Origin of the sequence: Flavobacterium saliperosum (assembly GCF_900100625.1) — a bacterium.
GTDB lineage: Bacteria > Bacteroidota > Bacteroidia > Flavobacteriales > Flavobacteriaceae > Flavobacterium > Flavobacterium saliperosum.
Genome location: NZ_FMTY01000001.1, coordinates 525,082 through 546,404, shown reverse-complemented (window position 1 = coordinate 546,404; position 21,323 = coordinate 525,082). Strand labels below are relative to the sequence as shown.

Genomic DNA, 21,323 nt, shown 5'->3' with positions numbered 1-21,323 from the left:
GTCGGTTTTTCAGGTTGAATTCTACTACAAAGAAACTCTTTTTTTGCATATGGAAACGCGCAATTTATTTTTTTAATATTTTTTTATGGAAAAATTTGGTTTGAAAAAAATATATATTACATTTGCACCCGCAATCACAATGATAGCGCTGGTTATTGGCCCATGGTGTAATGGTAACACTCCGGTTTTTGGTACCGTCATTCAAGGTTCGAGTCCTTGTGGGCCAACAAAAAACTCCTCTTAATTGAGGAGTTTTTTTATTTTAGGCTTTTCGATTCGAGAAAAGCGGCTCTGATTTTGTTTTGCGTAAAAATGTAGTATATTTGTACCCGCTGTCGTAAGATGGTTTTGGTTATTGGCCCATGGTGTAATGGTAACACTCCGGTTTTTGGTACCGTCATTCAAGGTTCGAGTCCTTGTGGGCCAACATAGAACCTCTCGTCTGAGAGGTTTTTTATTTTACATCTGCAACTAAATTAAAACATAAAAAAGCCCGCTCATTGAGCGGGCTTTTTTGTTTGTATGTCTTGTGGTTAGATTTTAAAAGTGACAACCGGTCTTACGGAATGGTTTACCAGGTCTTCGCTGATACTGCCGTTAAAGAAGTGGGCAAGACCTCTTCTTCCGTGTGTGCTCATTCCGATTAAATCGGCATCGATGCTGTTGGCAAAATTTAAAATTCCTTTTTCTACATTTACGTCATTGTAAATATGAGTCGTGAAATTATCGATTTTGAATTTCGAAACAAAATCACTCATGATTTTTTCGGCCACTGCCGTTGATTTGAAGTTGTTTGGAGTGTTGATGGATACCAAATGTAAGTGGGCTCCGAATTTGTTGGAGAACTCCACTGCGTTTTCAAATGTTTTGGATACTTCGTCGGAGAAGTCGGAAGCGAATACGAATTTGTTAACGCTGAAATCGTTGGTTTCTTTTTTGATTACCAAAACCGGGATGTCCGAAGTTCTAACTACTTTTTCGGTGTTTGATCCAATGATCATTTCCTTAAAACCGTTGGCGCCATGGGATCCCATTACGATCAAATCAATGTTGTTTTTTTTGCTGATATCAATAATTCCGCTGAAAGCAGATTCCAATTTGATGATTTCCGAAACTTCCACGCCTTCCAAATAGCTTGCGTTGCTTACTTCGTCTAATTTTTCTTCGGCTCTCTTTTTGAAATACATGATTTCCGGAATTTCACGTCCGTGTACTTGGGCGTCGTTGCCTTCATGCGGGAGCTCCAACATGTGTAGTAAAAAAATCTCTCCGTCGTTTTTTTTAGCGATTTGAGCGGCTACTTTAAGTGCGTATTCGGCGTGTTGTGAAAAATCTGTTGGTACTAAAATTCGTTTCATAACTGTTAAATGTGGGAAATTGGTGTTAAAATACTTTTTCATAAAGATATAAATATATTTAGAATTAACAATGATTTTCAATATTTAAAAAAAATTGTATATTTGCACCGTTATTTATTACCGAACTAAGTAATGAGGGAAGCGCTGCTTCCCTCTTTTTATACAAATATGACATTTAAAGAAAAAGTTAGCGGCGTTGTTAATGAAGCTTTGGCGCAAAAGCCGTCGCTTTTTTTGATTGATTTGACCATTACCGACGCATACAAAATTATCGTAACTTTAGATGGTGATAATGGGGTTATACTTCAGGATTGTATTGATGTCAGCAGAGCCATTGAAAGTAATCTGGATCGGGAAGAGCAGGATTTTTCGATGGAAGTGGCTTCGGCCGGGGCAACCTCGCCTTTGAAAATGCCGAGACAGTTTAAGAAAAATATCGGAAGAAAACTGAAAGTGACTACCGCAACAGAAAAAATTGAAGCGGAACTCACCGAAGCAAACGACGCGTTTATTGTTTTGGAATGGTCTGCCAGAGAACCGAAACAAGTTGGAAAAGGAAAAGAGACTGTTCAAAAAAGAGCAGAAATAAAATACGAAGATATTAAAGAAGCAATTGTTATAATAACATTTTAAATAAAGAGTTGGCATGGAAAATATTGCATTAATCGAGTCGTTTTCAGAGTTTAAAGACGATAAACTTATCGATAGAGTTACCTTAATGGCAATTTTAGAAGATGTGTTTAGAAATGCATTGAAGAAGAAATACGGTTCAGATGATAACTTCGATATCATTATCAATCCGGACAAGGGAGATATGGAAATCTGGAGAAATCGTGTGGTGGTGGCAGATGGTGAAGTGGAAGATGAAAATTCTGAAATTTCGTTGTCGGAAGCCCGCAAAATCGAACCCGATTTTGAAGTGGGAGAGGATGTTTCTGAAGAAGTGAAATTAATACAATTGGGTAGAAGAGCGATTTTGGCACTGCGTCAGAACCTGATTTCTAAAATCCACGAGCATGATAATACAAATCTTTACAAACAATTTAAAGATTTAATTGGCGATATTTATACCGCGGAAGTGCACCATGTACGTCCAAAAGCTGTAATTTTGGTAGATGATGAAGGAAACGAAATCGTATTGCCGAAAGAAAAACAAATTCCGTCCGACTTCTTCCGTAAAGGAGATAACGTACGAGGAATCATTGAAAGCGTTGAATTAAAAGGGAACAAACCTCAAATTTTAATGTCAAGAACTTCAGAGAAATTCTTGGAAAAATTGTTTGAGCAGGAAATTCCTGAAGTATTTGACGGTTTGATTACGGTTAAAAAAGTAGTGAGAATTCCGGGTGAAAAAGCAAAAGTAGCCGTAGATTCTTATGATGACAGGATTGACCCTGTCGGAGCTTGTGTTGGTATGAAAGGTTCCCGTATTCACGGTATTGTTCGTGAGTTAGGAAACGAAAATATTGATGTTATCAATTATACCACCAACACACAACTATACATTACAAGAGCATTGAGCCCTGCAAAAGTGTCTTCGGTGAAAATCGATGAAGACAAAAAAACAGCCGAAGTGTTCCTGAAATTGGAAGAGGTATCTAAAGCAATTGGACGTGGCGGACACAACATCAAATTGGCTGGTTTGTTGACCGGTTACGAATTGGATGTTATCCGTGAAGGAAATATTGCTGAAGAAGAGGACGATGTTGAATTAACAGAGTTCTCAGACGAAATTGACGGATGGGTTATCGAAGAATTCGCGAAAATTGGTTTGGATACAGCAAGAAGCGTGCTGAAACAAGATGTTGCCGATTTAGTGAGAAGAACAGACCTGGAAGAAGAAACTATTTTGGATGTTATGCGCATTCTGAAAAACGAATTTGAAGAATAAGCAATAACGCAACACAACACGCATTAAAGGTATTAATAATAAAGATTATATGTCTGAAGAAAGAGTAATAAGAATAAACAAGGTTTTAAGGGAATTAAATATTTCTCTAGATAGGGCTGTGGACTATTTGAAAGATAAGGGTCATACCATCGAATCAAGTCCTAACGCCAAAATTTCTAATGAGGAATACTCTATCTTGTGCGGTCAATTCTCTGCTGATAAAGGAAAAAAAGTGGCTTCTCTTGAGGTAAGTGAAGAAAAGAAAAAAGAAAAAGAAGCACTGCGTATCGAACGCGAAAAAGAGATTGAAGACAAACGCAAACAAGACGAGGAAAGACAACGTCAGGAGATAATTAAAGCCAAAGCTACCCTTTCGGGGCCTAAAGCTGTCGGTAAAATAGACCTTGATCCCAAAAAACCGGAAGTTGTTGCTGAAAAACCATCTTCAGAGAAAATCGAAAAAGCAATTGAACCCACTGCTGAAAAAGTAGTTGAGAAACCAATTGAAGTTGCAGCTCCAGTTGCTGATGAACCGAAAAAAACTGTTGAAAAAATCGAAAAAGCTGAAAAAGCCGTAAAGGAAGAAACTGTAGAAAAAGTCGCTAAAGTTGAGAAACAACCTGTAGCTCCTGTTGCCGAAGAAGCACCAAAAGCGGAATCAGCGGAGGACGAGAAGATTGAAACACAGTATCAGAAACTGACAGGTGCCACCTTTACCGGTCAGACAATTGATTTGTCACAGTTCAACAAGCCTAAGAAAAAGAAAGAAGAGTTCAAAAAAGACGCAGCGATCAAACCGAACGCTCCCGGAAGTGCGGCAGCCCAAGGTCAAAACAATGCGAATAAGAATAAAAGAAAACGTATTCCAGGAAAACCAGGTGCGCCGGGTACCGGAACTCCGGGTCAGGGTGGTAACGCTCAAGGCGGTGCTAACAGACCGGGTGGTGCTGGAAAATTTGGCCCGAATAAGCCTGGTGGAGGTGCAGGATTCCAAAAAGGAAACCGTCCGGCTATCGTAGCGAAAGTGGAGCCAACCGAGGAAGAAGTTAAAAACCAGATTAAAGAAACTTTAGAAAGACTTCAAGGGAAAGGAGGAAAATCTAAAGCGGCGAAATACCGAAGAGACAAACGTGATTCGCACCGTCAGAAATCGGATGATGAGCAAAGAGCGATTGAAGAGGGAAGCAAGACCATTAAAGTAACGGAATTCGTTACCGTAGGGGAAATTGCAACCATGATGGATGTGCCTATCACGAAAGTAATCGGTACGTGTATGTCACTTGGAATCATGGTAACCATGAACCAACGTTTGGATGCCGAAACCTTATCTATTGTGGCTGACGAATTCGGTTATGAAGTAGAGTTTATTACAACCGATATCGAAGAAGCCATCGAAGTAGTGGAAGACCGTCCGGAAGATTTGGTGCACAGAGCGCCAATCGTAACGGTAATGGGTCACGTGGACCACGGTAAAACATCCTTGTTGGATTACATCCGTAAAGCGAATGTAATTGCAGGAGAGTCCGGAGGTATTACACAGCACATCGGGGCATACGGAGTGGAGTTGGAGAACGGTCAAGAAATTGCCTTCCTGGATACACCGGGTCACGAGGCGTTTACCGCGATGCGTGCACGTGGAGCTCAGGTAACCGATATTGCGATTATCGTAATTGCAGCGGATGATGACATCATGCCACAAACCAAAGAGGCAATCAGTCACGCACAAGCAGCTAACGTACCGTTGATTTTCGCTATCAATAAAGTGGATAAGCCCAATGCGAATCCGGAGAAAATCAAAGAGCGTTTAGCAGCCATGAACTTGTTGGTGGAAGACTGGGGTGGTAAATACCAATCGCACGATATCTCCGCTAAAACAGGGTTAGGTGTTAAAGAATTATTAGAAAAAGTATTGCTTGAGGCTGAAATTTTAGACCTGAAAGCAAATCCGAATAAACCAGCTGTTGGTACAGTGGTTGAAGCACAATTAGATAAAGGTCGTGGTTATGTATCCACTATTTTGGTACAGGCCGGAACGTTGAAAATCGGTGATTACGTATTGGCTGGTAAAAACCACGGTAAAGTAAAAGCGATGTATGACGAACGTGGTAACTTAGTAAAAGAAGCGGGACCATCAACTCCAATTTCGATTCTAGGTTTGGACGGAGCGCCAACCGCTGGAGATAAATTCAACGTGTTTGAAGACGAAAGAGAAGCGAAACAAATTGCAGCCAAACGTATGCAGTTGTTACGTGAGCAATCGGTTCGTACACAAAAACACATTACACTTGCCGAAATCGGTCGTCGTATCGCATTGGGTCAGTTTAAAGAATTGAACATTATCCTTAAAGGAGACGTGGACGGTTCGGTGGAAGCGTTATCGGATTCCTTCTCCAAATTGTCTACGGAAGAAATTCAGATCAAAATCATTCATAAAGGAGTAGGAGCGATTACCGAATCGGATGTATTGTTAGCTTCGGCTTCGGATGCGATTATTATCGGATTCAACGTTCGTCCGCAAGGAAATGCGAAACAATTGGCTGATAAGGAAGAAATCGATATTCGTCACTATTCGATTATCTATGATGCCATCGATGATTTGAAGGATGCAATGGAAGGCATGTTGTCTCCGGAAATGAAAGAAGAAATCACCGGTACCGCAGAAGTACGTGAGTTGTTCAAGATTTCCAAAGTGGGAACCATTGCCGGATGTATGGTTACAGAAGGTAAGATCCTCAGAAATGCAAGAATCCGTTTAATTCGTGAGGGAGTTGTGATTTTCACAGGAGAATTAGTAGCGTTGAAACGTTTCAAAGACGACGTGAAAGAAGTTTCCAAAGGATATGACTGTGGTATGCAGATTAAAAACTACAACGACCTTAAGGAGTACGATTTAATTGAATGTTTCCACGAAGTGGAAGTGAAAAAGAAACTGAAATAACAGTTGCTCTATAAATTAAAAAATCCCGATTCGTCGGGATTTTTTGCGTTTAAACGATTTTTTTTAAACTTAACGGTATTTTAATCTTTATTTTTTTCGTGTAAGAATATTTCTGGTATTTTTGCAAAAAAATATTATTATACAATGAAAAAAATTACAATTTTATTTGTTATGCTAACGTCTTTATTCGCTGTGAATAAGACAAGTGCCCAATCGGAGCCATTTATTGGTCAAATCGCTGTAGTGGCATTTAATTATGCGCCGCAAGGTTGGGCAAAATGTGAAGGTCAGTTAATGTCAATTCAGCAAAACCAAGCTCTTTTTGCATTGTTGGGAACAACTTATGGCGGCGATGGTGTTACGACATTCCGTTTGCCGGATTTGAGAGGACGTGTTCCTATGGGGGATGGTACCGGTTCCGGTCTTACACCGCGAGTTTTGGGAGAGATGAGTGGTTCGGAAACCAATACTTTAACCATTGCCCAAATGCCGATGCACAGTCATAGTGTAAATGCTTCTACGGTTGATGGAGATCAGAACCTGCCAACGGGCAATATTCCAGCGAACACTAAAGGCTTGGATAAAGAATATACTGCAAGTGCGGCAAATACCACGATGAGTCCTTCAATGATTGGCGTTAGCGGAGGGAGTCAGCCGGTTAATAACATGCAGCCTTATACAACGCTTACTTATATAATCGCTACACAAGGAATTTGGCCGTCAAGACCCTAAGTATATAATATGAAAAAGTTATTTTTATTTTTAGCAGTAATTGTATTTTTTACTGTAGAAGCACAAACAGTTACCTTTAACGGGTGCCATACTTTGTTTGAAAATCAGGATTATATTTTTACTCTGGAAACAACGGATGCTTCCGGAAGAAATGTTTACAGCACAGCTCCTGTTGACGGAAATCAAAGCTGTGGCGGATTGGGAACTTGTGAGTTCAAGATTTTGTGGAGTGCCGCTAATTCCCGTTGGGAGTTTATTGCCGATAGTGGGAATGGCGATTTTGTGAATCCACATTTGATTTATTATAATACTAGCGCTTCAACGCCCAATCCACCGGATTTGACTTTAGGAACGTGGGTAGAGCATACCGCAGTTACCAGTTCCGATTGTGGTGGGAATTTAACGACTGGAAATGCTTCTTTATCGGGTTCCGTTCAAAGTACGGTCTTAGGTGTAGACAGTTTTCTAGGAGCCGCCAAGGGTATCGTTTTATATCCTAACCCGGCAGAGGATATGATTACTCTTGTCACGAAAGAGCCTCTTGACAGTTTCTCGGTTTTCACTATGCAAGGCCAAATGGTTATGAAGGTTAAGAGCAGTAATGTTGCCGATATCACCATGTTGCAGCGAGGTGTTTATTTTATTCGTCTGAATACTAATGAAGGAGTTCAGGTGCTGAACTTCATCAAAAAATAGATTGCTCCATAAAATAAAATATCCCGATTCGTCGGGATATTTTATTTTAAGTAAGTGGCGAATACAATAATTGCAGTTAATTTCGTTTTGTATTTGTACACAAATTCTTTAGAAATGAATATATTCAAGTGCAGGCTGGTTTTGATTTTTTTCTTTGTTTTCAATTCTGCTTTTTCGCAAAATTATCGGGATACAGTCATACACGATAATGTTTATCCTTCTCTTCAAAAGGCCAGGATGGATAAAGAGTACTATCTAAAGGTCAAGGGGGCAATTTTGGCTCTGGAGGAACAGTTTGGTTATGAGGCGGATCTGAAACTTACCCTTTTGACCTACAGTTATTATCATAAGGATTTGGATTTTTTTAAGGAGCAATTGGAGGTTCTGGTGGAAAATCACGGATTTACGGTTGCTTTTATGAAAGGTTTGGAATCTTATTATGAGGCCATTTTAAACGGGGAGCTTTCGTCTTGGTTTAAAGCCATGTATCTTAAGAAGCATTTCATTTGGCTTGAGAGTAACTTCGAAAAACAAATCGATCAGCGTAAGTTTTACGATATGGAATTGAAAAACCAGACAGTGACTGCGTTGGTGTCGAAGATTAATGAAATCCAATCGTTGGATTCCGTGCAGATGGCCGCAGTTGATTCGAAATTGAGTGAGGTTCTTTTCAGTAATGTTTCCACAGTGTACTCTTTTTGCAGAAAAAATGATTACTATCCGACAGCTAAGAATTTTGCGGTTGTACATCCCTTTTTCAGTAATGGATTGTATCAGAATTTTCAAATTAAAGAGAATATTGAGCGTACTTGGTTGCTTTTTGAGCCATACATTAAAAAATCATATTTAAGAAATGAGATGGATTATGCTGCTTTCAGAAATTACGACGGCTTTACTTTTAAGTATTTCGGTTATCAGAAATACGGACTTGTAACTTCCGATATGATTCCCTTATTCAAGTCAATTAATGACACTTCGGAGTTGACAGCTGTACCGGTTCAAAATGCCTTTTTTGCAGAAAAAGCCAAACGGGAATTCGGATGGAGATAAAAAAAACCGGCCGGAGCCGGTTTTGCGTAGCTGGACGCATGTTAAAAACTGTATTTTAAACCGCCGTAAATGTTTCTTCCCGGCGCATTGATTCCGGAAGCAAATGTGCGGTATTGTGTGTCCAATATGTTCTCGATTCCTGCATATACGGTTGCTCCGTAAATCGGTCTGCTGGATGCTTTTAAATTATACGTTTCCCAAGCCGGCATACCTCCTTTTGGTGCGTATTGTTCGTTATCTTCACCGTTAAGTAAGTAATCTTTCAGGTCTTTTTTTCCGTTATAAAGGATATAGCCTTCAAGAATAATGTATTTGTTGTCGTATGCTATTCCGATTTTCCCGTAATAAGGAGCAATGTGATCTAGCGGACTGTAGGTGTCGTCTTCATTTACAACTCTTCCCAAGGTGTAATTAAAGTTTGCTGTGAATAAGACATTGTCAATGATATAGGTCTTTAAATTGGTTGAAAATCCAGTCACAAAGGCTTTTCCTTTGTTCTGATTTGCCATAACCTGGCTCGTCGAACCGTTATAGTCAATGGTTGCAGATCCGTTGTACTCAAAAGCGCCGGTTACTATGGCGTCAATAAAGCGCGTGTAAAAATAGGTATGATCTAACTGGAAACGCTTGTTCTTGCTTTTGATGGTAAATCCTAAGTCTGCGGTTATCGTTTTTTCCGGTTCCAGATCTTCATTGGGAACAATAACCATGTTGTTGCCCGATTCGAAAATTTTTGCCAGATCATCAATGTTGGGCGCCCGGTAGCCGGATCCTATGTTGGCTACCAACCGCACGTTTTTGCCCGGATTATGAATGATTCCCAAAGTGCCGCTGTAAGTAACATTGTTTTGTGATATCGAATTGAACGGTAATGGGAAGAACGAATTGTCTTTAATGGTGCTTTTCAAAGTGGTGTACCCGATTCGTACTCCCGAATTCCAACTGGTTTTGGTATTTACTTTCCCGGAATAGGTAAGATACGCGTCGTTACGGGTCATGTTGTTGTTGCCATTAGGGTAACGCGTATCCAAGGGTGTCGTTTCTCCGGTCTGAATATTGTTGGAATAGGCTGTAGAGTTCACATAATCATAATAGCTTTCAAACCCGTACATTAATTCACTGTTTGTGAATTTCTTTTTCAGGTCGAGATCAATTGCAAACGCATTTGTTTTTTCGATGCGGTTTTGCAGCTCGTAATTTCCGAAACGTCTGTTGTGTCTGCTTTCTTCTCCGTTTTGAAAACTCGCCGTAAATTTCAGGTCACTTCCCAAAATAGCCTTGTCTCTATTGAAAGTGTAAGCGGCCAGTATTCTTTTTTGCGGACCGTAAAACCATTCCGCATTTCGCAATCCTGTCGCATTGGAGTCTGTTAAACGGTCATAACGCGGTATGTCGGATGTGGTGGAGAATTGAAAATTCAGATCATGCAGGTTGCCGTTGGATTGTTTGTAAACCAACTTCTGCATAAGGTTGTACTGTGTATATCCAGAAAATTTCTGAACATACTTATCCGCGTTGGTTACATACGTGTCCACTCCGTTGACGGTTTCAATATACTGCTCTCTTTCTCCGAAAAAGGGATTGTTGCGGTTTCTGTTTTTACCCATCTTCAAATCCCCGAATTCATTGAAGGATACGGAAGTCAAGGAAGCCCAGTTTTCTTTGGCATAGTTCAAATCAAAATAGATCGATTTTTCTTCGTTTACCGTTGAATATCGGGTTAAGGCATTTCCGGAAAATGCCTTCTTGGTATCCGAGAACAGTTTTGCTTTTTTTGTTTCCATGTTGATTGCGCCACCCAAGGCATCACTTCCGAAAACGGTAGAGGAAGGTCCGAAAAAAATATCCATGTTTTCGATACTGTTTTTGTCCACCGTAAGGATGTTTTGCAAATGTCCGGCTCTGAAAATAAGGTTGTTCATTCGGATTCCGTCTACCAGCAATAGGATTCTGCTGGCTTCAAATCCCCTGATTACAGGGCTTCCGCCTCCTTGTTGTGACTTTTGAACGGCGGCATTTCCGGAGCTGGCCAGAATGTCAGCCGTGTTTTGAAAATTCTGAAACTCGATTTCCTTTCTCGAAATCGATTCCACTTGTTGCGGAATCTCTTTTTTAGGTTTTAGATATTTTTGGGTGGCAATTACGACCTCTTCCAAATGTTTCACCTTAGTGGTGTCTTTTTGGGTTTGGGCATAAGTCGTTATTGTCAGTAGTGACACTATATATAGGTATGGTTTCATGTTTAGGTGAATCAAATTGAATTGTGTTGCGATTTTTTAAATCGAAATTTGCGTTGTCAATTCAAAATAGCACGGTGGGTGATATGTGTTTTGTGAGTGTGATTTTGAATACATTGAATTAATGCGAAAATTGCAATTATTGTTTTTCTTGGTTCTCATCTATTTGTTAGGTCGAATCAATAAAGCGGTTGGGTATTTTTTCAGAATTTCTTTGTAGTTTTTTTCTGCTTCAATCCTGGTTTTGAAAGTGCCAACCCAAACTTTATAGTTCGGATTAGAGTAAATAATGGTGCCATCCAGCTGCCTGAACTCCTTTTTGAAAACAGACAGTGTTTTCTTTGCTTCTTCATTGGTTCCATAGAAGATCTGCACTTTGTATCGGTCGTTAACCGTGATGGAAGAGTTGATTTTTCTTTTTTCACTCAGCAACATTTCGAATTTCGGATTCTGAATAATGTTAATTTTTGAGGGCTGTGAATAGGTTTTCTGACCTGAAAAAACGCACAGGAAAAGTAAAGTAAAAAGGGAGCTGGCTCTTAAAATTCTCATAATGAAGTATGTTTGAAACAAAAATACAATTAAAAAAAAGAATCTGAAAACCTTAATTTATTTAGAATTGGTATAAATTACAATTTAAGATAAATTTAAGGTTTTGATAATAACACATAAGTCGTATTTTTGTCCGAGTTTATAAATAAGGTCTGTTCTTATTTCACGTAAAAACTGTGCCAAATTTACTTGATAATCATTTTAATTATGAAAAAAGTGGGTAACCATAATTCGTTTTCAAAAAAATTAATATTCAGCCTTGCGATGGTATTGTCGTTGTCGCTGAGTTCTTTAGCCCAAGATGCGGCGCCAGCCGCCGGTGCAGGTGATCCTGCTAAAGGGAAAGCTATTTTTAACACAAATTGTGCAGCTTGTCATAAACTTGATGCAAAAGCCACGGGGCCTGCCTTGCGTGGTGTTGCGGATAAATACGACAAAGAATGGTTGTACAAATGGATTAAGAACAGTGCTGAATTAATAAAATCAGGTGATGCTGAGGCGATTAAAGTCTTCGAGGCAAACGGTAAAGTACCGATGACGGCTTTCCCTCAATTGTCAAATGAAGACATTGATAATATCCTTGCTTATACATCAGCGCCTATCGAACAGCCTGCTCCAACTCCAACTGCTGCTGCTGGAGCAACTGCTGCTCAAGAAGGAGGGGTTTCCAATAACCTTATTCTGGGAGTGCTTGCGGTTGTTTTGACAATGTTGATTGCCATGTTGTTTTTTGTTAAAAACATACTTGGGAAAATCGCATCTGCAAACGGGGTGGCGCTTCCTGTCAAAGAAAAATCATTGCCAATTTGGAAAGCGTTCGCTAAAAATCAGTTTTTAGTGTTAGTGTCATCCATTATGATGATTTTAATCGGGATGTATTTTATCTACGGATACTTAATGCAGATTGGAGTGGATCAGAACTATGAGCCAATTCAGCCAATCCATTATTCGCATAAAATTCACGCGGGTGACAACAAAATTGAGTGTAAGTATTGTCACTCTTCTGCCAGAGTCAGTAAGAATGCGGGTATTCCTTCATTGAATGTTTGTATGAACTGTCATAAGAATATTTCCGAATTCCAGGGTGATAAAGATTCTACTTATGTAGAGTATTCAAAAGAATTTTACACTGCTGAGATCCAAAAATTATACGATGCCGTTGGATGGGATAAAAACACGATGTCGTACACCGGTAAAGTGAAGCCTGTGAAATGGGTTAGAATTCATAATCTGCCTGACTTCGCGTATTTTAACCACTCTCAGCACGTTACTGTAGCAGGTGTGGAGTGTCAGACATGTCACGGTCCTGTAGAGACTATGGAAGTGATGAGACAGCATTCTCCTTTAACGATGGGATGGTGTGTGAACTGTCACAGAGAAACAAACGTAAAAGTGGAAGGAAACGCTTATTATGCCAAAATTCACGATGAACTTTCTAAGAAATATGGTGTCGACAAATTGACGGCGGCTCAAATGGGAGGTTTAGAATGTGGTAAGTGTCACTATTAATAATAAATTAAGAAGCTAATATTTATATACAATGGCATCAAACAAAAAATACTGGAAAAGTGTTGAGGAGCTAGACCAAAATAGCTCTATTGTTGAGACGCTAAGAAACAATGAATTTGTTGAAGAAATCCCTACGGATGAATTCCTGGGTGACGCGGCTACTTTGTCTGCTACATCAACAACTCGTCGTGACTTTTTGAAATACGTTGGATTCTCTACTGCAGCTGCTTCTTTAGCTGCGTGTGAAGGTCCGGTTGTAAAGTCTATACCTTATGTAGTTCAACCTGAAGAGATCATTCCTGGTGTTGCTGATTATTACGCAACAACCATGATGGATGGATTTGATTTTGCAAATATCTTGGTCAAAACCCGCGAAGGTCGTCCTATTAAAGTTGAAAATAATAATTTGCCAAACGCTAAGTTTGGTGCTAACGCAAGAGTTCATGCTTCGGTATTGTCGTTGTATGACAGCATGCGTTTAAAACAACCGAAAATTTCCGGTAAAGATGCTTCTTGGGCTGATGTTAATGCTTCAGTTGCAAAAAGTTTAGCGGAAGCCAAAGCAAAAGGCGGTCAGGTGGTATTGTTAACCAATACAATGGCAAGTCCTTCAACCGATCGATTGATCGCTGATTTTATCGCGAAGAATCCAACTGCAAAACACGTTGTTTATGATGCGGTTTCTTCTTCCACGGCTTTGGATGCCTTCCAAATGGTATACGGTGAAAGAGCTTTAGCGGATTACGATTTCGCAAAAGCGGATGTTATCGTGTCGGTTGGCGCGGATATCTTAGGTGATTGGCAAGGAGGAGGATATGATGCAGGATATTCCAAAGGACGTGTTCCTAAAAATGGAAAAATGTCCAAGCATATCCAAATCGAAGCAAATATGTCTTTGGCCGGTGCCAATGCCGACAAACGTATTCCGCTTACGGTTACAGAACAAAAACAAGCTTTAGTTAAAATATACAGTATCGTTACTGGTGCTTCAGCGGGTGCTGCCAATTTAGGTAAGTACGATGAAGCGGTGACAAAAGCGGCGCAGCAGTTAAAAGCGGCAGGCGGAAAAGGAGTTTTGGTTTCCGGTTTGGATGATGTTAACGCACAATTATTGGTATTGGCAATTAACAAAGCGTTAAGTTCAGAAGCATTCAATCCTTCGGCTGCGCGTTTAATCCGTAAAGGTGACAGTAAAGCTGTGGCGCAATTGGTTGCTGATATGAAAGCGGGCTCGGTTCATACTTTAATTATGAACGGTGTTAATCCGATGTATACCTTAGCAAACAGTTACGATTTCGCCGAAGGTTTGAAAAAAGTTAAAACATCTGTTGTATTCTCTTTAAGAGAAGATGAAACGGCTGTTAAAGCTACTATCGCTGCTCCGGCACCTCATTATTTGGAATCGTGGGGTGACGTAATGATTACAAAAGGACATTATGCCATCATGCAGCCGACGATTCGTCCGTTGTTTGATACTAAACAATTCCAGGAAGCCTTGATGGCTTGGACTGGTAATACTGCTTCTTACTATGATTTCTTAAAAGCAGTTGGTTCTTCAATTGCTACAGGAACAACTTGGAATAAATTGGTTCACGATGGAGTGTATACTTCTGAAGTGGCTCCGGTTACTGGTGGTGCTGCTGATTTTGCTACCGCGGCTTCTACTTTGGCGAAAGCTAAAAATGAAGGAGGTTTGGAATTGGTATTGTACACTAAAACAGGAATGGGGGACGGTCAACAGGCTAACAACCCTTGGTTGCAAGAGTTTCCGGATCCGATCACAAGAGCTTCTTGGGATAACTACGTTACGGTTTCCAAAAAAGATGCAGAGCGTTTAGGATTGGAAAACTTTAACGTGGCTAACGGTGGTCTTAACGGAAGTTATACTACTATTGAAGTCGCCGGTACCAAATTAGAAAACGTTCCAGTAATTATTCAACCGGGTCAGGCTGTCGGAACTATCGGATTGGCTTTGGGATACGGTCGTAAAGAAGGAATGAAAGAGGAAATGCAGGTTGGGGTTAATGCGTATAAATTGTATGCCAACCAAGTTGCAAATCAGGTGGCTAAAGTGACCAAAACCGCAGGAGATCATGAATTCGCTTGCGTTCAGTTACAGAAAACATTAATGGGTAGAGGTGATATCATCAAAGAAACTACCTTGGAAATATTCAATACTAAGGATGCTGCGGAGTGGAACATTGTTCCGATGGTATCTTTAGATCACAAAGCTACTCCAGCTACGGAAGTGGATCTTTGGGATTCTTTTGACCGTTCCATCGGTCACCACTTTAATTTGTCAATTGACCTAAATGCTTGTACGGGATGTGGCGCATGTGTTATCGCTTGTCACGCTGAAAACAATGTTCCGGTAGTTGGTAAATCGGAAGTGAGAAGAAGCCGTGATATGCACTGGTTGCGTATTGACAGATACTATTCTTCTGAAGAAACATTCGACAAAGACGTTGTGTTGAAAAATACCGCAAAAGGTTTAACGAATTCAATCACTACCCTAACAGGTATGGAAGATCCTTCTGAAAACCCTCAGGTAGCTTTCCAACCGGTAATGTGTCAGCACTGTAATCACGCACCTTGTGAAACAGTATGTCCGGTAGCGGCAACATCTCACGGTCGTCAGGGGCAAAACCAAATGGCTTACAACCGTTGTGTGGGTACGCGTTACTGTGCAAACAACTGTCCGTATAAAGTACGTCGTTTCAACTGGTTCTTATACAGCAAAAACAGCGAGTTCGATTATCACATGAATGATGATTTGGGTCGTATGGTATTGAACCCGGATGTAAACGTTCGTTCTCGTGGGGTTATGGAAAAATGTTCAATGTGTATCCAAATGACACAGTCTACGATTCTTAAAGCGAAACGTGAAGGACGTGAAATTAAGGATGGTGAATTCCAAACGGCTTGTTCTGCAGCTTGTACAAGCGGCGCAATGGTCTTTGGAGACGTAAATGATAAAGAAGGTCAGGTAGCTAAGTTAGCCGAAGACGAAAGAATGTATCATTTATTGGAGCACATCGGAACAAAACCAAATGTATTCTATCACGTAAAAGTTAGAAATACTTAAGAGTAATAAAAATATTAATTAAGAAACAATATAAAGGATTATGTCGTCTCACTACGAAGCACCCATTAGAAAACCTTTAGTTATAGGTGATAAATCTTATCACGATGTAACAGTAGATGTAGCTAGACCGGTAGAAGGTAAAGCAAGCAAACTATGGTGGACCGTTTTCTCCATTGCATTAGCAGCCTTCCTTTGGGGAGCAGGATGTATGGTATACACCATTACTACAGGTATCGGAACTTGGGGATTAAACAAAACAGTTGGCTGGGCCTGGGATATCACTAACTTCGTTTGGTGGGTTGGTATCGGGCACGCCGGAACACTAATTTCTGCCGTACTATTATTATTCCGTCAAAAATGGAGAATGGCGATTAACCGTTCTGCGGAAGCAATGACCATTTTCTCGGTTGTTCAGGCAGGTTTGTTCCCAATCATTCACATGGGTCGTCCATGGTTAGGGTACTGGGTATTACCGATTCCGAATCAATTCGGTTCGCTTTGGGTAAACTTTAACTCACCATTACTTTGGGACGTATTCGCGATTTCAACGTATCTTTCGGTATCATTGGTTTTCTGGTGGACTGGATTATTACCGGATTTCGCTATGATCCGTGACAGAGCGGTAACGCCTTTCAACAAAAGAATTTATTCCATCCTTTCTTTCGGATGGTCGGGTAGAGCAAAAGACTGGCAACGTTTTGAAGAGGTATCTCTTGTATTGGCAGGTTTGGCTACTCCATTGGTACTTTCCGTACACACGATTGTATCCTTTGACTTTGCTACTTCCGTTATTCCGGGATGGCATACCACAATTCTTCCTCCGTACTTCGTTGCAGGTGCGATTTTCTCCGGATTCGCGATGGTAAATACCTTGCTTATCATTATGAGAAAAGTGTCTAACTTAGAAGACTATATCACCGTTCAACATATCGAATTGATGAATATCGTAATCATGATTACGGGTTCCATCGTAGGATGTGCCTATATCACGGAATTATTCGTGGCGTGGTACTCCGGTGTGGAATACGAACAATATGCGTTCTTAAACCGTGCTACAGGTCCTTACTGGTGGTCGTACTGGTTGATGATGACGTGTAACGTGTTCTCTCCACAGTTCATGTGGTTCAAGAAATTAAGAACAAGCATCATGTTCTCTTTCATTATCTCGATTGTGGTAAACATCGGTATGTGGTTCGAGCGTTTCGTAATCATCGTTACCTCATTACACAGAGATTACTTACCGTCATCATGGACAATGTTCCAGCCAACATTCGTAGATGCGGGTATTTATATCGGTACCATTGGTTTCTTCTTCGTATTATTCTTATTATATTCAAGAAGCTTCCCGGTAATTGCTCAGGCAGAGGTTAAAACAATTTTGAAAACTTCTGGGGACAACTACAAAAGAGAAAGAGAAAAAGAAGGACATCATTCACATAATCATTAATAGATCATGAGTACGAATAAAGTTATACATGCTATATATACTGATGATGATATCTTAATGGATGCCGTAAAAGCATCAAGAGCTGCTCATCATCATATCGAAGAAATTTACACGCCTTTCCCAGTTCACGGATTGGACAAAGCAATGGGTTTGGCACCAACACGAATTGCTATCGCTTCCTTCCTTTATGGGGTTGTGGGATTAACCGTTGCGGCTAATTTGCTGAATTACATTATGATTGTTGACTGGCCTCAGGATATCGGAGGGAAACCAAGTTTTGCATTCTATCAGAACTTGCCTGCTTTCGTTCCGGTTTTGTTCGAGTTAACCGTGTTTTTTGCGGCGCACTTAATGGTAATCACTTTTTACTTAAGAAGTAAATTATGGCCATTCAAACAGGCTGAAAACCCCGATGTACGCACTACAGACGACCACTTTTTAATGGAAGTTGCAGTGAGCGGAAATGAAGAAGAGATGATTTCTTTCTTTAAAAATACAGGCGCTGTAGAAGTTAAAGTAATTGATAAGCATTAATAGAAGATATGAAAGCCTTATATAAAATAGTAGCATTAGTAGGTGTGTCGATCGCGGCGACTTCTTGCTTTGACAAGTCGAAGCCTAACTATCAGTTCTTTCCTAACATGTATGAATCAGTAGCCTACGAGACGTATTCCGAATCGGATGCTTTCAACAGCGGTAAGGAAGGTCAGTTACCGGCTAAAGGAAGTATAAAAAGAGGATTTGAACCTTACGGTTATGAAAATACTCCGGCAGGATACATGCAAGCGAAAGCGGAATTAAAATCGCCTTTGGATTCATTGTCCGTTAATCCTGAAAAGGGTGCCGAATTATACAATATTTATTGTGCGGTTTGTCACGGTGAAAAAGGAGATGGTCAGGGTACTCTTGTGAAAAGAGAGAAGTTCTTGGGGGTTCCTAATTATGCTGACAGAGAGATTACAGAAGGAAGTGTTTTTCACGTAATTACTTATGGATTAAACTCTATGGGTTCTCACGCAAATCAATTGACTCAACAAGAGCGTTGGATGGTTACGGATCACGTGATGAAATTAAAAGGTGAATTAAGTAAGTAAAAATCATTTGAAAGTTTAAATATGTACACATTTTCAAACAAATTAAAAACTTTTGCATTCGTTCTTATGGCTCTTGGGTTATTGGGAATTGCATATGGTTTTTTAACTGCACCAAAAACTACTGCAGACGTAGAAAAAATATTAGCCGAAAGTCATCATGACGGTCATCATGCCGCTGCTCCTGCGCACGACGCTCACGCTGTTGCTGCTCCTGCAGAAGCTCACCATGAAGCCCCTAAAACGGAAACTCATGAGGCAGTTGCTAATGATACTGTAAATACTGTTGAAAAAGACACAATGAAAGCGGAAGTGGCTCCTGTAGTAGAGGAAAATCACCACGACGCTCACGCTGCTAAAGCGGATACGCATGAAGCGGATGCTCACAAGGAGCACGAAGCACATTTAGAGCACGTGTTACACCAATTGCAAAACAAACCTTGGGCTGCAATGTATGTTGCCTGTATCTTCTTTTTGTTGATTTCGGTGGGTGTATTAACATTTTACGCTATCCAATGGGCTGCACAGGCAGGATGGTCTCCGGTATTGTTCCGTGTTATGGAAGGTATCACTGCGTATTTGTTACCGGGATCTATTATCTTTTTCCTTTTATTGGTTTTATCCGGTATGCACATGAACCATTTGTTTACATGGATGGCCGAAGGGGTTACGGATCCTAAAAGTGAAAACTATGATGCCATTATTGCTGGTAAATCAGGTTTCCTTAATGTTCCTTTCTTCCTAATCAGAGCTTTAGTTTTCTTAGCGGGATGGAATATCTACCGTTATTTCTCAAGAAAAAACTCATTAGCGCAAGACAATGCTTCTGATGATTCGTTCTACAAAAAGAATTTCAAGATAGCAGCTGCTTTCTTAGCCTTCTTTATCGTTTCCGAATCGATTGCTTCTTGGGACTGGATTATGTCTGTTGATCCGCACTGGTACAGTACATTGTTCGGATGGTATGTTTTTGCCAGCTTCTTCGTAAGTGGTATTACAACAATTGCATTCGTTACTTTATATTTAAAATCAAAAGGATATTTGGAATATGTGAACACAAGTCATATCCATGACTTAGCGAAATTCATGTTCGGTATCTCCGTTTTCTGGACGTATTTGTGGTTCTCTCAATTCATGTTGATGTGGTATTCCAATATTCCGGAAGAGGTTACTTATTTCGTAACACGAATTGAGAATTATAATTTACCGTTTTTCGGTATGGTTGTAATGAACTTTGTGTTGCCGATTTTAATCTTAATCAATACCGATTTCAAACGTCTGACTTGGATTGTAGTTATGGCCGGAATCATTATCTTAACCGGACACTATATCGATTTCTTCAATATGATTATGCCGGCTACAGTTGGTGACCAATGGTTCATTGGGGTATCAGAAATCAGTTCATTGTTATTCTTCTTCGGATTATTCATCTTTGTAGTGTTTACCGCTTTAACGAAAGCTCCGTTATTGGCAAAACGCAACCCGTTAATCGAAGAAAGTAAACATTTCCATTATTAATATTTTAAAGTAATAAACAAATGACAAGTTTATTGGTACTTATAGTTGTAGTTTTATTAGGAATTGCTGTTTGGCAATTGACTAAGATATTCGATTTAACGCAGATTGGGGCAAAGAATGATAATTCTGAAATTGCCAACGATAACGATAATAATGTAAATGGATATTTAATGTTTGGCTTCTTGGTCTTCATTTATCTTACTACTATTTATTGTGTTGTGAAATTTGGTGATTTGCCATTGATGAGCGGTTCCGCTTCAGAACATGGTAAGGATGTGGATCAATTGATGTGGATTTCCATGATTTTGATTTTCATTGTACAGACCATCACCCAAGCGTTATTGCACTTCTTCGCGTTCAAATACCGTGGTAAAGAGGGAAATAAAGCGTTGTATTTTGCCGATAATGATAAATTGGAGTTCATTTGGACCATCATTCCGGTAATCGTTTTGGCAGGTTTAATCCTTTATGGATTGTACGCTTGGACAAACATTATGTTTGTGGATGAGGAAGAAGATGTTATGTATGTGGAATTGTATGCGAAACAATTTAGTTGGGAAGCACGTTATGCCGGTAAAGACAATTCATTAGGAAAAGCGAATATCCGTTATATCGAAGGTGTTAATACACTGGGTATTGATTTGTCAGATCCAAACGCACAGGATGACAAACAGGTTGCTGAATTGCATTTGCCTGTAGGTAAGAAAATCGTTTTCAAAATGCGTTCTCAGGATGTATTGCATTCAGCTTACATGCCTCACTTCAGAGCACAGATGAACTGTGTTCCGGGTATGGTGACGCAATTTGCTTTCACCCCTACCATGACTACCGACGAAATGCGTAACACTCCTGATATGGTGGAGAAAGTGGCCAGAATCAACAAGATCAGAGCTAAGAAAAGTGCAGAATTAGTCGCTAAGGGTCAGGCTGCATTGGATTCCTATACTTTTGATTATTTATTATTATGTAATAAAATCTGTGGTCCTTCTCACTATAACATGCAAATGAAAATTGTTGTGGAAAGCGAAGCCGATTTCAAAAAATGGTTAAGCGTTCAACCAACAGCAAGCAGAGTGATTAAGGAAGCAAAAGCGGCTGAAGCTCCCGCTGCTGAAGCGACGGTTCCTGCTGTAAAGCCTGAAACTGTAAAAGTAGATTCTACCAAAGCTTTAGCTCAAGTTAAATAATTATTGTTTTTTAATACTATTCAAATTAAAAA

The 21,323-nt window shown here is 40.0% G+C and carries 16 protein-coding genes and 2 tRNA genes; 15 read left to right on the top strand and 3 right to left on the bottom strand.

The window, feature by feature from the left end; all coding sequences use genetic code 11:
• The first annotated feature begins 156 nt into the window (after positions 1-156).
• Both BLQ05_RS02575 and BLQ05_RS02570 read left to right on the top strand, forming a co-directional pair.
• Positions 157-227, top strand: a tRNA-Gln gene (locus BLQ05_RS02575).
• A 129-nt stretch (positions 228-356) separates the two neighbouring features.
• A tRNA-Gln gene (locus BLQ05_RS02570) sits at positions 357-427 on the top strand.
• A 106-nt stretch (positions 428-533) separates the two neighbouring features.
• On the opposite strand, the gene BLQ05_RS02565 is transcribed toward BLQ05_RS02570, so the two are convergent.
• The gene (locus BLQ05_RS02565) at positions 534-1,358 is read right to left on the bottom strand and encodes a universal stress protein (protein WP_023575569.1); all 825 of its coding nucleotides are present in this window, start codon (positions 1,356-1,358) and stop codon (positions 534-536) included.
• A gap of 168 nt (positions 1,359-1,526) precedes the next feature.
• Between BLQ05_RS02565 and rimP the strand changes: the two genes are divergently transcribed.
• From rimP to BLQ05_RS02535, 6 genes are all read left to right on the top strand, one after another.
• A complete protein-coding gene (gene rimP, locus BLQ05_RS02560) occupies positions 1,527-1,991 on the top strand; it encodes a ribosome assembly cofactor RimP (RefSeq protein WP_035654074.1) in 465 nt (154 codons plus the stop codon).
• A gap of 13 nt (positions 1,992-2,004) precedes the next feature.
• The gene (gene nusA, locus BLQ05_RS02555; RefSeq protein WP_023575566.1) at positions 2,005-3,249 is read left to right on the top strand and encodes a transcription termination factor NusA; all 1,245 of its coding nucleotides are present in this window, start codon (positions 2,005-2,007) and stop codon (positions 3,247-3,249) included.
• Between the two features lie 49 nt (positions 3,250-3,298).
• The gene (gene infB / locus BLQ05_RS02550) at positions 3,299-6,187 is read left to right on the top strand and encodes a translation initiation factor IF-2 (protein WP_035653946.1); all 2,889 of its coding nucleotides are present in this window, start codon (positions 3,299-3,301) and stop codon (positions 6,185-6,187) included.
• A gap of 144 nt (positions 6,188-6,331) precedes the next feature.
• Positions 6,332-6,919, top strand: coding sequence for a phage tail protein (locus BLQ05_RS02545; RefSeq protein ID WP_023575564.1), 588 nt, complete (start codon positions 6,332-6,334; stop codon positions 6,917-6,919).
• Positions 6,920-6,928: 9 nt separating this feature from the next.
• Complete coding sequence (locus BLQ05_RS02540; RefSeq protein WP_023575563.1) at positions 6,929-7,615, top strand: T9SS type A sorting domain-containing protein; 687 nt, start codon at positions 6,929-6,931, stop codon at positions 7,613-7,615.
• 237 nt (positions 7,616-7,852) lie between these two features.
• Positions 7,853-8,665, top strand: coding sequence for a hypothetical protein (locus tag BLQ05_RS02535; RefSeq protein ID WP_023575561.1), 813 nt, complete (start codon positions 7,853-7,855; stop codon positions 8,663-8,665).
• Positions 8,666-8,706: 41 nt separating this feature from the next.
• Here the strand turns inward: BLQ05_RS02535 and BLQ05_RS02530 are convergent, their stop codons facing one another.
• Together BLQ05_RS02530 and BLQ05_RS02525 are read right to left on the bottom strand one after the other, a co-directional pair.
• Positions 8,707-10,905, bottom strand: a complete 2,199-nt coding sequence (locus tag BLQ05_RS02530; RefSeq protein ID WP_035653945.1) for a TonB-dependent receptor plug domain-containing protein — start codon at positions 10,903-10,905, stop codon at positions 8,707-8,709.
• A gap of 159 nt (positions 10,906-11,064) precedes the next feature.
• Positions 11,065-11,454: a hypothetical protein gene (locus tag BLQ05_RS02525; RefSeq protein ID WP_023575559.1), complete on the bottom strand. Its 390-nt coding sequence runs from the start codon at positions 11,452-11,454 to the stop codon at positions 11,065-11,067.
• A gap of 207 nt (positions 11,455-11,661) precedes the next feature.
• Between BLQ05_RS02525 and BLQ05_RS02520 the strand changes: the two genes are divergently transcribed.
• Genes BLQ05_RS02520 through BLQ05_RS02490 form a run of 7 tightly spaced genes read left to right on the top strand, consistent with a single transcriptional unit; the run spans position 11,662 to position 21,291 of the window.
• Positions 11,662-12,963, top strand: coding sequence for a c-type cytochrome (locus BLQ05_RS02520; protein ID WP_035653943.1), 1,302 nt, complete (start codon positions 11,662-11,664; stop codon positions 12,961-12,963).
• A gap of 31 nt (positions 12,964-12,994) precedes the next feature.
• Complete coding sequence (locus BLQ05_RS02515) at positions 12,995-16,048, top strand: TAT-variant-translocated molybdopterin oxidoreductase (RefSeq protein WP_023575557.1); 3,054 nt, start codon at positions 12,995-12,997, stop codon at positions 16,046-16,048.
• A gap of 40 nt (positions 16,049-16,088) precedes the next feature.
• Positions 16,089-17,495, top strand: a complete 1,407-nt coding sequence (gene nrfD, locus BLQ05_RS02510; protein WP_023575556.1) for an NrfD/PsrC family molybdoenzyme membrane anchor subunit — start codon at positions 16,089-16,091, stop codon at positions 17,493-17,495.
• A gap of 6 nt (positions 17,496-17,501) precedes the next feature.
• On the top strand, positions 17,502-18,029 hold the full coding sequence (locus BLQ05_RS02505; protein ID WP_035653942.1) for a DUF3341 domain-containing protein: 528 nt from the start codon (positions 17,502-17,504) through the stop codon (positions 18,027-18,029).
• Positions 18,030-18,037: 8 nt separating this feature from the next.
• Positions 18,038-18,589: a c-type cytochrome gene (locus BLQ05_RS02500; RefSeq protein WP_023575554.1), complete on the top strand. Its 552-nt coding sequence runs from the start codon at positions 18,038-18,040 to the stop codon at positions 18,587-18,589.
• Between the two features lie 21 nt (positions 18,590-18,610).
• Positions 18,611-20,104: a cation-translocating P-type ATPase gene (locus tag BLQ05_RS02495; RefSeq protein WP_035653941.1), complete on the top strand. Its 1,494-nt coding sequence runs from the start codon at positions 18,611-18,613 to the stop codon at positions 20,102-20,104.
• 20 nt (positions 20,105-20,124) lie between these two features.
• The gene (locus BLQ05_RS02490) at positions 20,125-21,291 is read left to right on the top strand and encodes a cytochrome c oxidase subunit II (RefSeq protein ID WP_023575552.1); all 1,167 of its coding nucleotides are present in this window, start codon (positions 20,125-20,127) and stop codon (positions 21,289-21,291) included.
• Positions 21,292-21,323: the final 32 nt, after the last annotated feature.